Here is a 13,741-nt window from a genome sequence, read left to right as displayed (position 1 = left end):
CTCAGCCGCGCTTACGCGTGGCGTAGCGACGGCGGACGATCAGCTTGTCACTCGGCTGGCCCTTACGGCGGGTGCGGCCCTCGGGCTTACCCTGCGGGTTGACCGGGTGGCGACCACCGGAGGTCTTACCCTCACCACCACCGTGCGGGTGGTCGACCGGGTTCATGGCGACACCACGGACGGTCGGGCGCTTGCCCTTCCACCGCATACGGCCGGCCTTACCCCAGTTGATGTTCGACTGGTCGGCGTTGCCGATCTCGCCGACGCTCGCGCGGCAGCGCACGTCCACACGCCGGATCTCGCCGGACGGCATACGCAGGGTCGCGTACGCGCCCTCGCGGCCGAGCAGCTGGATGCCGACACCTGCGGAACGGGCCAGCTTGGCCCCGCCACCCGGACGCAGCTCCACGTTGTGGATCGTGGTACCGACCGGGATGTTGCGCAGCGGCAGGTTGTTGCCGGGCTTGATGTCGGCGCCCGGACCGGACTCGACGCGGTCGCCCTGCTTCATGTCCTTCGGCGCGATGATGTACCGCTTCTCGCCGTCGGCGTAGTGCAGCAGCGCGATGCGCGCCGTGCGGTTGGGGTCGTACTCGATGTGAGCGACCTTCGCCGGCACGCCGTCCTTGTCGACCCGCTTGAAGTCGATCAGACGGTACTGGCGCTTGTGACCTCCACCGTGGTGCCGCGTGGTGATCCGGCCGTGGGCGTTACGCCCGCCCTTCTTCGGCAGCGGAGCCAGCAGCGACTTCTCCGGCGTGGACCGGGTGATCTCGGCGAAGTCGGCGACACTGGAGCCACGTCGGCCCGGCGTCGTCGGCTTGTACTTACGGATAGCCATTGTCTACACCCCTCAGCTGACCGGGCCGCCGAAGGCCTCGATACGGTCACCGTCAGCCAGCTTCACGATCGCCCGCTTGGTCGCCTTGCGCTGACCGAAGCCGGTCTTGGTGCGCTTGCGCTTCCCCTGGCGGTTGAGCGTGTTGACCGTCAGGACGCGGACGTTGAAGATCTGCTGGATAGCGATCTTGATCTCGGTCTTGTTCGCGTCCGGGTGCACCAGGAAGGTGTACCAGTTCCGGTTCAGCTCGCTGTAGCTCTTCTCCGAGACGACCGGCGCCACGATGATGTCGCGCGGGTCGGCGATCGTGCTCACTTGCCACCCTCCTCGGTGGTCTCGGCGGGCACGCCCAGGAACTCGTCCAGGGCGTCCTTGGTGAAGACCACGTCGTCGGCCACCAGCACGTCGTACGTGTTCAGCTGGCCGGACTCGATCAGGTGCACCCGCGGCTCGTTGCGCAGCGACACCCAGTTCAGCTCGTCGGTGCTGCTCAGCACGACGAGGACCCGACGGGCCTCGGTGAGCTTGGTCAGCGTGGCCAGGGCGGCCTTGGTCGACGGCTTCTCGCCCGAGACGAACGCCTCGACAACGTGCACCTGCCCGGCGCGGGCCCGGTCGGAGAGGGCACCCCGCAGCGCGGCGGCCTTCATCTTCTTCGGGGTCCGCTGGCTGTAGTCACGCGGCACGGGACCGTGCACCACGCCACCGCCGGCGAACTGCGGCGCGCGGATCGAGCCCTGCCGGGCGCGACCGGTGCCCTTCTGCTTGTACGGCTTCTTGCCGCCGCCGGAAACCTCGGCGCGGGTCTTGGTCTTGTGCGTGCCCTGTCGGGCCGCCGCGAGCTGGGCCACCACGACCTGGTGCATCAGCGCGACGTTGGCCTGCACGTCGAAGATGTCCGCCGGCAGCTCGACCGAGCCGCTGGTGGTGCCTTCGACGGTGCGCACGTCAACGGTGGTCACTTGGCCGCACCGCCCTTCTTCACCTTGCTCTTGGCCGCGGTACGGACCAGAACCAGCGCGCCCTTGGGGCCGGGAATGGCACCACGGACGAGCAGGAGGTTGTTCTCGGTGTCGACCGCCTGGACGGTGAGGTTCTGCACGGTGTAGCGCACGCCACCCATGCGGCCGGCCATCCGGGTGCCCTTGAAGACACGACCCGGGGTGGCGCAGGCGCCGATGGAACCGGGCGAACGGTGCTTGCGCTCGACGCCGTGACCGGCGCCCAGACCGTGGAAGCCGTGCCGCTTCATCGGGCCGGCGTAGCCCTTGCCCTTGGTCTTTCCGGTGACGTCGATGGTGACGCCGGCCGGGAACTCCTCGACCGTGACCTCCTGGCCGAGCGAGTACTCACCGGCGTCCGTGGTGCGCAGCTCGACGATGTGCCGGCGCGGCGCCACGTCCGCCTTCGCGTAGTGCCCGCTGATCGGCTTCTTGACCTTGCGCGGGTCGATGTTGCCGTAGGCCAGCTGGACCGCGGAGTAACCGTCCTTCTCGGCGCTACGAACCTGGCTGATGACGCACGGGCCGGCCTCGACCACGGTCACGGGAACAACCTTGTTGTTGTCCCAGACCTGGGTCATGCCGAGCTTGGCGCCCAGGATCCCCTTGACTTGCCTGTCCATTTGTCCGGTCCCTACAGCTTGATCTCGATGTCGACGCCAGCCGGCAGGTCGAGGCGCATGAGCGAGTCGACCGTCTTCGGGGTCGGGTCGATGATGTCGATCAGCCGCTTGTGCGTGCGCATCTCGAAGTGCTCGCGCGAGTCCTTGTACTTGTGCGGCGAGCGGATAACGCAGAAACGGTTGATCTCCGTGGGCAGCGGCACCGGGCCCGCGACCTGCGCCCCGGTACGCGTCACCGTCTCGACGATCTTCCGAGCCGAGGAGTCGACGACCTCGTGGTCATAGGCCTTGAGCCGGATGCGGATCTTCTGTCCCGCCATGGTGGCTTCTGTTCCTTCTCTCGATGCCGCTGTGTTGCGGGCGCCTGTACCGGCTGGTACAGGCCCACTTCGCCGACCCCCGCGGTCGGGCGTGTCGCGCCCTCGGGCCGGGCTCCGCCCCGGGACTCCGGAGCGGTCCTGACCGCGCGGTGGGTCAAGGCGCCGATCGCATTACCGCGACCTGAACGCCGTGCGAGGGTGGTTGGCGACTGGGCCGCCAACCACCCTACGCTCGACTGTGCCGCCGCCCGGAGGTTCAGCGAAAGCCGAACACAGGCGACGAACTGTCGTTACGCAACCTGACTAGTATGCCGCACGACCGGCGGCGGGTCTAATCGGGGTTACCTAGCTCACTTGACGATCTTGGTGACGAACCCGGCGCCGACGGTGCGGCCACCCTCGCGGATCGCGAACTTGAGGTTCTCCTCCATGGCGATGGGCTGGATCAGCTTCACCGACATGGTGGTGTTGTCACCAGGCATGACCATCTCGGTGCCCTCGGGGAGGGTGACGACACCGGTGACGTCCGTGGTCCGGAAGTAGAACTGCGGACGGTAGTTCTGGAAGAACGGGGTGTGCCGGCCGCCCTCCTCCTTGGAGAGGATGTAGACGGTCGCCTCGAACTCCGTGTGCGGGGTCGTGGTGCCCGGCTTGACAACCACCATGCCGCGCTCGACGTCCTCGCGCTTGATGCCACGCAGCAGCAGACCGACGTTCTCGCCCGCGCGGGCCTCGTCGAGCAGCTTGCGGAACATCTCGATACCGGTGCAGACCGTCTTCTGCGACTTCTCGCGGATACCGACGATCTCCACCTCCTCGTTCGGCTTGAGGATGCCGCGCTCGGCGCGACCGGTGACGACGGTGCCACGACCGGTGATCGTGAAGACGTCCTCGATCGGCATGAGGAACGGCTTCTCGGTCTCGCGCTCCGGCTGCGGGATCGCGGTGTCGACAGCGGTCATCAGGTCCAGCAGCTTGCCGGTCCACTCGGGGTCACCCTCGAGGGCCTTCAGCGCCGAAACCCGAACGACCGGCAGGTCGTCACCCGGGTACTCCTGCGAGGAGAGCAGCTCGCGCACCTCGAGCTCGACGAGCTCCAGGAGCTCCTCGTCGTCGACCATGTCGCTCTTGTTGAGCGCCACGACGATGTACGGCACGCCAACCTGGCGGGCCAGCAGCACGTGCTCGCGGGTCTGCGGCATCGGACCGTCGGTCGCCGCGACCACCAGGATCGCGCCGTCCATCTGCGCGGCACCGGTGATCATGTTCTTGATGTAGTCCGCGTGGCCGGGGCAGTCGACGTGCGCGTAGTGCCGCGCCTCGGTCTGGTACTCGACGTGCGCGATCGAGATCGTGATGCCGCGGGCCTTCTCCTCCGGCGCCTTGTCGATCTCGTCGAACGGCGTGTACGGGTTCAGGTCCGGGTACTGGTCGTGCAGGACCTTGGTGATGGCCGCCGTCAGCGTCGTCTTACCGTGGTCGATGTGACCAATGGTGCCGATGTTGACGTGCGGCTTAGTCCGCTCGAACTTAGCCTTCGCCACTGGTGTCCTCCTGTGGACTTCTTGGTTCGTACGCCCGGCGCGCCGGTCGGCGCTTAGGACTCTGTCGACAGCCTTTCCGGCCTGAACGGCCGGAGAGCTTTTGTGGGTTCTGCGGCGATGAAGCCTACAGGCCCGGTCTCACGCGATCCGATCGTGGTGGCCGCGGGCGGGAGAACCCTCCCGCGACCACCCACGAATCACCTGCTCAGCGACGTTACTCGCCCGTCGCCTTGGCGATGATCTCCTTCGCCACGCTCTGCGGAACCTCGGCGTAGGAGTCGAACTGCATGCTGTAGCTAGCCCGGCCCTGGGTCTTCGACCGCAGGTCGCCGACGTAGCCGAACATCTCCGACAACGGCACCAGAGCCCGGACGATGCGGGCGCCGCTGCGCTCCTCCATCGCCTGGATGATGCCGCGGCGGGAGTTGAGGTCGCCGATGACGTCACCCATGTTCTCCTCAGGAGTGGTGACTTCAACGGCCATCATCGGCTCGAGCAGTGCGGGGTCGGCCTTGCGGGCCGCCTCCTTCATCACCATCGAGCCGGCGATCTTGAATGCCATTTCCGAGGAGTCAACCTCGTGGTACTGGCCGTCCAGCAGCGTCAGCTTCACACCGACGAGCGGGAAGCCCGCCAGGATGCCGTACTGCATGGCGTCCTGGGCACCGGCGTCCACCGACGGGATGAACTCCCGCGGGATGCGGCCACCGGTGACGGCGTTGGCGAACTCGTAGGTCGGCGAGTCGTTGTCCAGCGGAAGCGGCTCGACGCTCACGATGACGCGGGCGTACTGACCCGAACCACCGGTCTGCTTCTTGTGGGTGTACTCGATCTTGTCCACCTTGCGGCGGATCGTCTCGCGGTACGCCACCTGCGGCTTACCGATGTTCGCCTCGACGTTGAACTCGCGGCGCATCCGGTCGACCAGGATGTCCAGGTGCAGCTCACCCATGCCGGCGATGACCGTCTGACCGGTCTCCTCGTCCAGCTTGACGCGGAAGGTCGGGTCCTCCTCGGCCAGCCGCTGGATGGCGGTGCTGAGCTTCTCCTGGTCAGCCTTGGTCTTCGGCTCGATGGCGACCTCGATGACCGGCTCCGGGAAGGTCATCGACTCCAGGATGACCGGGTTCGCCGGGTCGCACAGCGTGTCACCGGTGGTGGTCTGCTTGAGACCCTGCACCGCGATGATGTCGCCAGCCTGGGCCGAGCTGCGCTCTTCCCGCTTGTTGGCGTGCATCTGGTAGATCTTGCCGATCCGCTCCTTGCGGTCCTTGGTGGAGTTGACCACCTGGTTGCCGGTCTCGACCGTGCCCGAGTAGACCCGGACGTAGGTGAGCTTGCCAAGGTGCTTGTCGGTCTGGATCTTGAACGCCAGGCCGGAGAAGGGCTCGGCCTTGGACGGCTTCCGCAGCAGCGGGGTCTCGCCGTCGGTGGCCGTACCCTCGATGGCCGGAACGTCCAGCGGCGACGGCAGGAAGTCGACCACGGCGTCGAGCATGGGCTGAACGCCCTTGTTCTTGAACGCCGAGCCGCACAGCACCGGGTTGGCCTTGCCGGCGATGGTGGCACGCCGGATGGCGGCCTTGATCTCCTCGACGGAGACCTCCTCGCCTTCCAGGTACTTCTCCATCACCGAGTCGTCGACGTCGGCCAGGGTCTCCATCAGCTTCTCGCGCCACTCGGCAGCGGAGTCGGCCAGCTCGGCCGGGATCTCCTCAACCGCGTAGTCCTCACCCTTCTGGGTCTCCCCACGCCAGGTGAGAGCGCGCATGCCGATCAGGTCCACGACGCCGATGTGGTCGCCCTCGAGCCCGATCGGGATCTGGAGCACCAGCGGGGTGGCGTTCAGCCGGTCGATCATCATCTGCACGCAGCGGAAGAAGTCGGCGCCGGTCCGGTCGAGCTTGTTGACGAAGCACATACGCGGGACGTTGTACTTGTCGGCCTGCCGCCAGACGTTCTCCGTCTGCGGCTCCACGCCGGCGACACCGTCGTAGACCGCGACCGCACCATCCAGCACGCGCAGCGACCGCTCGACCTCGACCGTGAAGTCGACGTGACCGGGCGTGTCGATGATCTGGATCGTGTGGCCCTTCCACTCACACTTGGTAGCAGCGGAGGTGATGGTGATACCACGCTCCTGCTCCTGCTCCATCCAGTCCATGACGGCAGCGCCCTCGTGGACCTCGCCGATCTTGTACGTGATGCCGGTGTAGAACAGGATCCGCTCGGTGGTCGTGGTCTTACCGGCATCGATGTGCGCCATGATGCCGATGTTGCGTACGTTGGCGAGCGCGTCTGCGGCGGCCACTTCAATCCCTACTTATCGTCGTCTCGACTCAACTGGTGGCGGTTCCGGCGCCCGAGAGCGCCGGAACCAGGGTGTTACCAGCGGTAGTGCGCGAAGGCCTTGTTGGACTCGGCCATCTTGTGCGTGTCCTCGCGCCGCTTGACGGCGGCACCGAGGCCGTTGCTCGCGTCCAGCAGCTCGTTCATGAGCCGCTCGACCATGGTCTTCTCGCGGCGGGCGCGGGAGTAGGTGACCAGCCAACGCAGGCCCAGCGTGGTCGCCCGGGCGGGGCGGACCTCGACCGGAACCTGGTAGGTGGCGCCACCGACACGACGGCTGCGCACCTCGAGGGTCGGCTTGACGTTGTCCATCGCCCGCTTGAGGGTGACGACCGGGTCGGTGCCGGACTTCTCGCGGCAGCCCTCGAGGGCCGCGTACACGATGGACTCGGCGAGCTGACGCTTGCCGCGGAGCAGGATCTTGTTCACCAACTGGGTGACCAGCGGCGAGTTGTACACCGGGTCAGCGACCAGCGGCCGCCGCGGAGCGGGTCCCTTACGCGGCATGTCAGCTCTTCTCCTTCTTCGCGCCGTAACGGCTGCGCGCCTGCTTGCGGTTGCGGACACCCTGGGTGTCCAGCGAGCCGCGGACGATCTTGTAACGCACGCCGGGGAGGTCCTTCACACGGCCGCCACGCACGAGCACGATCGAGTGCTCCTGCAGGTTGTGGCCGACGCCCGGGATGTAGGCGGTCACCTCGATCTGGCTGCTGAGCTTGACACGAGCGACCTTGCGCAGCGCCGAGTTCGGCTTCTTCGGGGTCGTGGTGTACACGCGGGTGCACACGCCGCGCCGCTGGGGAGACCCCTTCAGCGCAGGGGTCTTGGTCTTGGTCGTCTTGGCCTGACGGCCCTTTCGGACCAACTGCTGAATGGTGGGCACCGGGTTTCTCCGCTCCCTTCGGCCGCACAGTCGCGGCCGCGCCGTCTGCTCGTTAGCCGGCCTGATGACCGGCTCTCCTACATTCCGACCAGGGCCACCTCGCGGAGGCCCCGGCACCCGCGGTCGGGCGTGTCGCCCAGCTCACGGTCCCGGTGCGGACGCTTTCGCGGACCTACCGGGTTCTGTCACCGGCACGCGGGTCGCCCCGCACCGGGTCTTTGGCTTGTCGTGCCCGCTGGCCGGCTCACCGGAACCAGCGCACGCACGAGTTGCCCGGGCAGGCCCGGGCACAAGGGGAAAGAGTACCTACCACAGCCGGCCAGGTCAAAACGGATTGGCCCGGCGGCCGTCTCACGCCCGCCAGTCGGATCCCGCTCTGCCCCGTCGCCCGCGATGGGCACCTACGGATACAAGTGTACCGGCTTCCCCACCGGGCCACCCGTCGCCCCCGCAGCGGGCACCGCCGACCCGACCCGGGACCTGCGGCGACCACTCCACCCGGCCATCCGGCGGGTGACCGGCCTCACGTCAGGGAGATCAGCAGGGACAGGCCGAGCGCCAACAGGCTGAACAGCGCCCCCGCAGCCCCGCAACTGATGCCGGCCACCGCCAGCCCTCGACCGGTGAAGCGGACCGCCGGCGGGCCCGTCGGCCGGCCGATCTGCCGCCGACCGAGCAGGCCGGCCACGATCGCGGCCACCCCGGCCAGCACGCCCAGTACCGCGAAGGCCCCGGACGCCCAGGCCCCACCCTCGTTCGCGAAGGCCACCCCGAAACAGACAACCAGCAACGAGACCAGGACCGACGCGACACCGGCCACCAGCGCACCGACGGCCAGACCCGAGGTGACCGGCGCCACGTCCAGGTAGACGACGCCGTACGGCGTGCCGGCCACCGCCTCGACCCGCTTCGGTGGGCGACGCTGCTCGTCGCTCGGAGGCGGCACCGGGGAGTTCCAGCCAGGGGCCTGCCCCGGCTGTCCCAACTGCCCCGGCTGTCCCCATCCTGGCGGGGGCCCGTACCCGGGCGGTGGCTGCCACCGGTCGTGCTGCGGGGATGACGCACCTGACACCGCGTACGGCTGGGCCGAGCCGGGCGCGACGGCCGCGCCCCACCCGGTCGGTGTGGCGCCCGCACCGGACGGTGTCGCGCCGCCGCCGGGCGCCGGACCCCAGCCGGGCGGCGGCGTGCCCCAGCCCGGCGCGGGCGTTCCCCAGCCCGGCGGCGGCGCGGAGAACGGCGGCGCGGAGGGCTGCGGCGCGGAGGGCTGCGACGCGGAAGGCTGCGGCGCGCCCCAGGCCTGCGCGTCCGGGCGCGGGGCGTCCCCCTGCGGGGAGGAGGTAGGCGACGCGTCGGCGGCGGGCGGGTCCTGCTGCCCACTCGGGTCGGGCCGCGCCCAGGCGCTCGGCGCGGCCGGAGCCTGCTCCGCCGGAGCCTGCTCCGCCGGCGCCGGGTCCGCCGGCCGATCCGCTGCCTCCGCAGGGGTTGGCGGCGGGGCCGACGCGCCAGGATGCCCGGCCGGTTCGTCCGCCGGGGGCCGCGCCGGTTCCGTCACGAGGTCCTCCTGTCGACAGGCCACCACCGCCGTGCGGCGGACACCGGCCAGGCTACCGCCGGGGGTCCCGCCGCCCACGCCCGGCGACCGTTGATCGGGTCAGTCCATGTTCGTCGGGTAGTCATGGCCGAACGGCGAACCCGCCATCTGGACCACGCCGATCACCACCACGATCACCACGCTGACCGCGACCAGCACCAGGCCGATCCAGGCCATCCGCTCCCCCCGCCGCAGCCATGCGCCGCCGGTCAGGAAACCCCCTGAGGCGTACGCCTCGCGGCGCGCCTGCCGGGACAGTTGGAGCGCCACGGTCGCCGGCACCACCCCACCGATGAACAGACCGGTGAGCATCCCGAGCAGCCCGAGCGCGAAGACCGCCCGCGCCTTCGTGGCACGCGCCGGGTCGGGATCCAGCGGATGCCGTGGGGCCTGCTGCGCGCTGGACACCTGGCCGGCTGCGGTGGTCATGCCCCCATTCTGCCGAACCGGGTGCGCGGGTGGGCAGGTCCGGACACGACGAGGCCCCCGGCAGGTGCCGGGGGCCTCGTCGGTGTCAGTGCTTAGCGGTACGACCCGAAGTCGAAGTCGTCCAGCGGCACAGCCTGCCCGCTGGCCGGCCCGAACCCGTAGTCGGTCTCCGGGTAACCGGTCATCGAGTAGACCTTGGCCTTGGCCTCCTCGGTCGGCTCCACCCGGACGTTGCGGTACTTGCTGATGCCCGTACCGGCCGGGATGAGCTTACCGATGATCACGTTCTCCTTGAGGCCGACAAGCGAGTCGCTGCGCGAGTTGATCGCAGCGTCGGTCAGCACCCGGGTGGTCTCCTGGAAGGAGGCCGCCGAGAGCCAGGAGTCCGTGGCCAGCGAGGCCTTGGTGATACCCATCAGCACCGGACGACCGGCGGCGGGCTCGCCGCCCTCCGACACGAGCCGGCGGTTCTCCGACTCGAACAGCGCCCGGTCGACCAGCACACCCGGCAGGAACTCGGTCGAGCCGGAGTCGATGACCGTCACCCGCTTGAGCATCTGGCGAATGATGATCTCGATGTGCTTGTCGTGGATGAGCACGCCCTGCGAGCGGTAGACCTCCTGGACCTCACTGGTCAGGTGGACCTGGACCGCCCGCGGACCCATGATCCGCAGAAGCTCGTGCGGGTCGATGGTGCCCTCGGTGAGCTTCTCGCCGACCGCGACGTGACCGCCGTCGTGGGTACGCAGACGCACCCGCTTGGAGATCTTGTCGTAGACGATCTCGTCGCTGCCGTCGTCCGGCACCACGATGATCTTCCGCGAACGCTCGCCGTCCTCGATGCGGATCCGGCCGGGGGTGTCGGCGATTGGCGCCTTACCCTTCGGGACCCGGGCCTCGAAGATTTCCTGGACACGCGGCAGACCCTGGGTGATGTCCTCACCCGCGACACCACCGGTGTGGAAGGTACGCATCGTCAGCTGCGTACCCGGCTCACCGATCGACTGGGCGGCGATGATGCCGACCGCCTCGCCGACGTCCACGGTCTTGCCGGTCGGCAGCGAACGCCCGTAGCAGGCACCGCAGACGCCCAGCTTCGACTCGCAGGTGAGCACGCTGCGCACCCGGACCGTCTCCACGCCGGCGGCGACGATCTTGTCGACCCCGATGGAGTTGATGTCCTGACCCCGCTCGGCGACGACGGTGCCGTCCGGCCCCTTGATGTCGTCGGCCAGGGTACGGGCGTGGACGCTGGTCTCGGCGTGCTCGTGCACGACCAGCCTGCCGTCCTCCAGGCGCTCGCCGATCTGCATCGGGATCGCCCGGTCGGTGCCGCAGTCCTCCTCGCGGATGATCACGTCCTGCGAGACGTCCACCAGACGACGGGTCAGGTAACCCGAGTCGGCGGTCCGCAGGGCGGTGTCGGCGAGACCCTTACGGGCACCGTGCGTGGAGATGAAGTACTCCAGCACGGACAGACCCTCCCGGTAGCTGGCCTTGATCGGCCGCGGGATGATCTCGCCCTTCGGGTTGGCCACCAGACCACGGATCGCCGCGATCTGCCGGAGCTGGAGCAGGTTACCGCGGGCACCCGAGTTGATCATCTTCCACAGTGGGTTCTCCTGCGGCAGCGCGGTGTCCATCTCCTTGGCGACCTCGTTGGTCGCCTTGGTCCAGATCTCGATGAGTTCGCCGCGACGCTCCTCGGCGGTCATCAGACCACGCTGGTACTGCTTGTCGATCCGGTCGGCTTCCTTCTCGTACTTCGCCAGGATCTCCGCCTTGCGCGGCGGGGCGATGACGTCCTCCATGCCGATCGTCACGCCGGACCAGGTGGCCCAGTGGAAACCGGCCTCCTTGAGCCCGTCCAGGGTGGCCGCCAGGGCCACCTTGGGGAAGCGCTCGGCGAGGTCGTTGACGATCGCGGAGAGCTGACCCTTGCGGATCTCGTAGTTCACGAAGCGGTAGCCCTGCGGCAGCGTCTCGTTGAACAGCACCCGACCGAGGGTGGTCTCCACGGTCAGCGGCTCACCCTCGACCCAGCCCTCCGGGGCGGTCCACGCCTCGGCGCCGGCGCCGTTGTCGACACCGATCACGCCACGCAGACGGATCTTCACCGGAGCCTGCAGGTGCAGCTCGCCGTTGTCGAACGCCATCCGCGCCTCGGCGTCCGAGCTGAACGCCCGGCCCTCGCCCTTCTCACCGGCGGTGAGGTGGGTGAGGTGGTACAGGCCGATGACCATGTCCTGGGTGGGCATGGTGACCGGCTTGCCGTCGGCCGGCTTGAGGATGTTGTTCGACGACAGCATCAGGATCCGGGCCTCGGCCTGGGCCTCGGCGGACAGCGGCACGTGCACCGCCATCTGGTCACCGTCGAAGTCCGCGTTGAACGCGGTGCAGACCAGCGGGTGGATCTGGATCGCCTTGCCCTCGACCAGCTGTGGCTCGAAGGCCTGGATGCCCAGGCGGTGCAGGGTCGGCGCGCGGTTCAGCAGCACCGGGTGCTCGCCGATGACCTCTTCCAGCACGTCCCACACGACCGGGCGCTGACGCTCGACCATCCGCTTGGCGGACTTGATGTTCTGTGCGTGGTTGAGGTCGACCAGCCGCTTCATCACGAACGGCTTGAACAGCTCCAGGGCCATCTGCTTGGGCAGACCGCACTGGTGCAGCTTGAGCTTCGGGCCGACCACGATGACCGAACGGCCGGAGTAGTCGACGCGCTTACCCAGCAGGTTCTGACGGAAGCGGCCCTGCTTGCCCTTGAGCATGTCGGACAGCGACTTGAGCGGGCGGTTACCCGGACCGGTGACCGGCCGGCCGCGGCGGCCGTTGTCGAACAGCGCGTCGACGGCCTCCTGGAGCATCCGCTTCTCGTTGTTGACGATGATCTCGGGCGCACCGAGGTCGATCAGTCGCTTGAGGCGGTTGTTTCGGTTGATCACGCGGCGGTACAGGTCGTTCAGGTCCGAGGTCGCGAACCGGCCACCGTCGAGCTGCACCATCGGGCGCAGGTCCGGCGGGATGACCGGGACGCAGTCCAGCACCATGCCGAGCGGCGAGTTGCGGGTGTTCAGGAACGCCGCCACGACCTTGAGCCGCTTGAGCGCCCGGATCTTCCGCTGGCCCTTGCCGGACCGGATGGTCTCGCGCAGACTCTCGGCCTCGGCGTCGAGGTCCATGTTCTGGACCAGCGCCTTGATCGCCTCGGCGCCCATCGAGCCGGTGAAGTACTCACCGAACCGGTCGCGCAGCTCGCGGTAGAGCAGCTCGTCGGTGACCAGCTGCTTCGGCTCCAGCTTGCGGAAGGTGTCGAGCACCTCGTCCAGGCGGTCGATCTCGCGCTGGGCCCGGTCGCGGATCTGGCGCATCTCGCGCTCTCCGCCCTCCTTGACCTTGCGCCGGACGTCCGCCTTGGCACCCTCGGCCTCCAGCTCGGCCAGGTCGGCCTCGAGCTTGGCGGCCCGCTTCTCGATCTCCGAGTCGCGGCTGTTCTCGGACTGCCGCTTCTCGGCGAGGATCTCGTTCTCGATCGTCGAGAGGTCACGGTGACGCGACTCGGCGTCCACGCTCGTCACGACGTACGAGGCGAAGTAGATGATCTTTTCGAGGTCCTTGGGGGCGAGGTCCAGCAGGTAACCCAGCCGGCTCGGAACGCCCTTGAAGTACCAGATGTGGGTCACCGGAGCGGCGAGCTCGATGTGCCCCATCCGCTCACGACGGACCTTGGAGCGGGTCACCTCGACGCCGCAGCGCTCACAGATGATGCCCTTGAACCGGACGCGCTTGTACTTACCGCAGTAGCACTCCCAGTCCCGCTGCGGACCGAAGATCTTCTCGCAGAAGAGCCCGTCCTTTTCCGGCTTCAGGGTGCGGTAGTTGATCGTCTCAGGCTTCTTGACCTCGCCGTGCGACCACTGACGGATGTCGTCGGCCGTGGCGAGACCAATGCGCAGCTCGTCGAAGAAGTTGACGTCGAGCACTATGTCCCCTATGTCGTCGTCTGTACTGCTAATTCTCGGGTGGGGTCGGGGGGCGGCGGGCCCGCCCCCCCCCCCCCCCCCCCCAACACACAACCCCCCCCCCCCCCCCGCCCCGGCCAGGCGAATCCCACCACCCCCACCCCCCCCCAAACCCCCCCGGCCGGGGGCCCCCAA

12 protein-coding genes are annotated in these 13,741 nt (G+C 68.5%); all 12 read right to left on the bottom strand.

From position 1 onward, the window contains the following. Position 1: 1 nt before the first annotated feature. Entirely contained in the window at positions 2–841 is an 840-nt protein-coding gene (rplB, locus tag ACFY1S_RS10995) for a 50S ribosomal protein L2 (protein ID WP_007465301.1), read from the bottom strand. A gap of 12 nt (positions 842–853) precedes the next feature. Further along, positions 854–1,156: a 50S ribosomal protein L23 gene (gene rplW / locus ACFY1S_RS10990; RefSeq protein WP_007465304.1), complete on the bottom strand. Its 303-nt coding sequence runs from the start codon at positions 1,154–1,156 to the stop codon at positions 854–856. Beyond that, positions 1,153–1,803 carry a 50S ribosomal protein L4 gene (gene rplD / locus ACFY1S_RS10985; protein WP_357986624.1) on the bottom strand — a complete coding sequence of 217 codons (651 nt, stop codon included), beginning with the start codon at positions 1,801–1,803 and terminating at the stop codon, positions 1,153–1,155. Before rplD ends, rplW begins: the two co-directional genes overlap by 4 nt. Further along, positions 1,800–2,465, bottom strand: a complete 666-nt coding sequence (gene rplC, locus ACFY1S_RS10980) for a 50S ribosomal protein L3 (RefSeq protein ID WP_139585963.1) — start codon at positions 2,463–2,465, stop codon at positions 1,800–1,802. The genes rplD and rplC overlap by 4 nt, the downstream gene beginning before the upstream one ends. An 11-nt stretch (positions 2,466–2,476) precedes the next feature. Next, positions 2,477–2,785, bottom strand: a complete 309-nt coding sequence (rpsJ, locus tag ACFY1S_RS10975; RefSeq protein WP_007073037.1) for a 30S ribosomal protein S10 — start codon at positions 2,783–2,785, stop codon at positions 2,477–2,479. A 350-nt stretch (positions 2,786–3,135) separates the two neighbouring features. Next, positions 3,136–4,329 carry an elongation factor Tu gene (gene tuf, locus ACFY1S_RS10970; protein WP_139585961.1) on the bottom strand — a complete coding sequence of 398 codons (1,194 nt, stop codon included), beginning with the start codon at positions 4,327–4,329 and terminating at the stop codon, positions 3,136–3,138. 214 nt (positions 4,330–4,543) lie between these two features. Further along, complete coding sequence (fusA, locus tag ACFY1S_RS10965) at positions 4,544–6,640, bottom strand: elongation factor G (RefSeq protein ID WP_387115458.1); 2,097 nt, start codon at positions 6,638–6,640, stop codon at positions 4,544–4,546. Between the two features lie 74 nt (positions 6,641–6,714). Beyond that, the gene (rpsG, locus tag ACFY1S_RS10960) at positions 6,715–7,185 is read right to left on the bottom strand and encodes a 30S ribosomal protein S7 (RefSeq protein ID WP_076466673.1); all 471 of its coding nucleotides are present in this window, start codon (positions 7,183–7,185) and stop codon (positions 6,715–6,717) included. Between the two features lies 1 nt (position 7,186). Further along, a complete protein-coding gene (gene rpsL, locus ACFY1S_RS10955) occupies positions 7,187–7,561 on the bottom strand; it encodes a 30S ribosomal protein S12 (RefSeq protein WP_007465318.1) in 375 nt (124 codons plus the stop codon). A gap of 523 nt (positions 7,562–8,084) precedes the next feature. Then, entirely contained in the window at positions 8,085–8,507 is a 423-nt protein-coding gene (locus ACFY1S_RS10950; RefSeq protein WP_387116039.1) for a phage holin family protein, read from the bottom strand. A gap of 708 nt (positions 8,508–9,215) precedes the next feature. Then, on the bottom strand, positions 9,216–9,584 hold the full coding sequence (locus ACFY1S_RS10945; protein ID WP_387115454.1) for a hypothetical protein: 369 nt from the start codon (positions 9,582–9,584) through the stop codon (positions 9,216–9,218). Positions 9,585–9,676: 92 nt separating this feature from the next. Continuing rightward, positions 9,677–13,567, bottom strand: a complete 3,891-nt coding sequence (locus ACFY1S_RS10940) for a DNA-directed RNA polymerase subunit beta' (RefSeq protein WP_387115452.1) — start codon at positions 13,565–13,567, stop codon at positions 9,677–9,679. Positions 13,568–13,741: the final 174 nt, after the last annotated feature.

The organism is Micromonospora sp. NPDC000663 (genome assembly GCF_042898105.1).
Lineage (GTDB): Bacteria > Actinomycetota > Actinomycetes > Mycobacteriales > Micromonosporaceae > Micromonospora.
The sequence above is the reverse complement of the archived record's forward strand: the minus strand, read 5'-3'. Positions and strand labels throughout refer to the sequence as shown.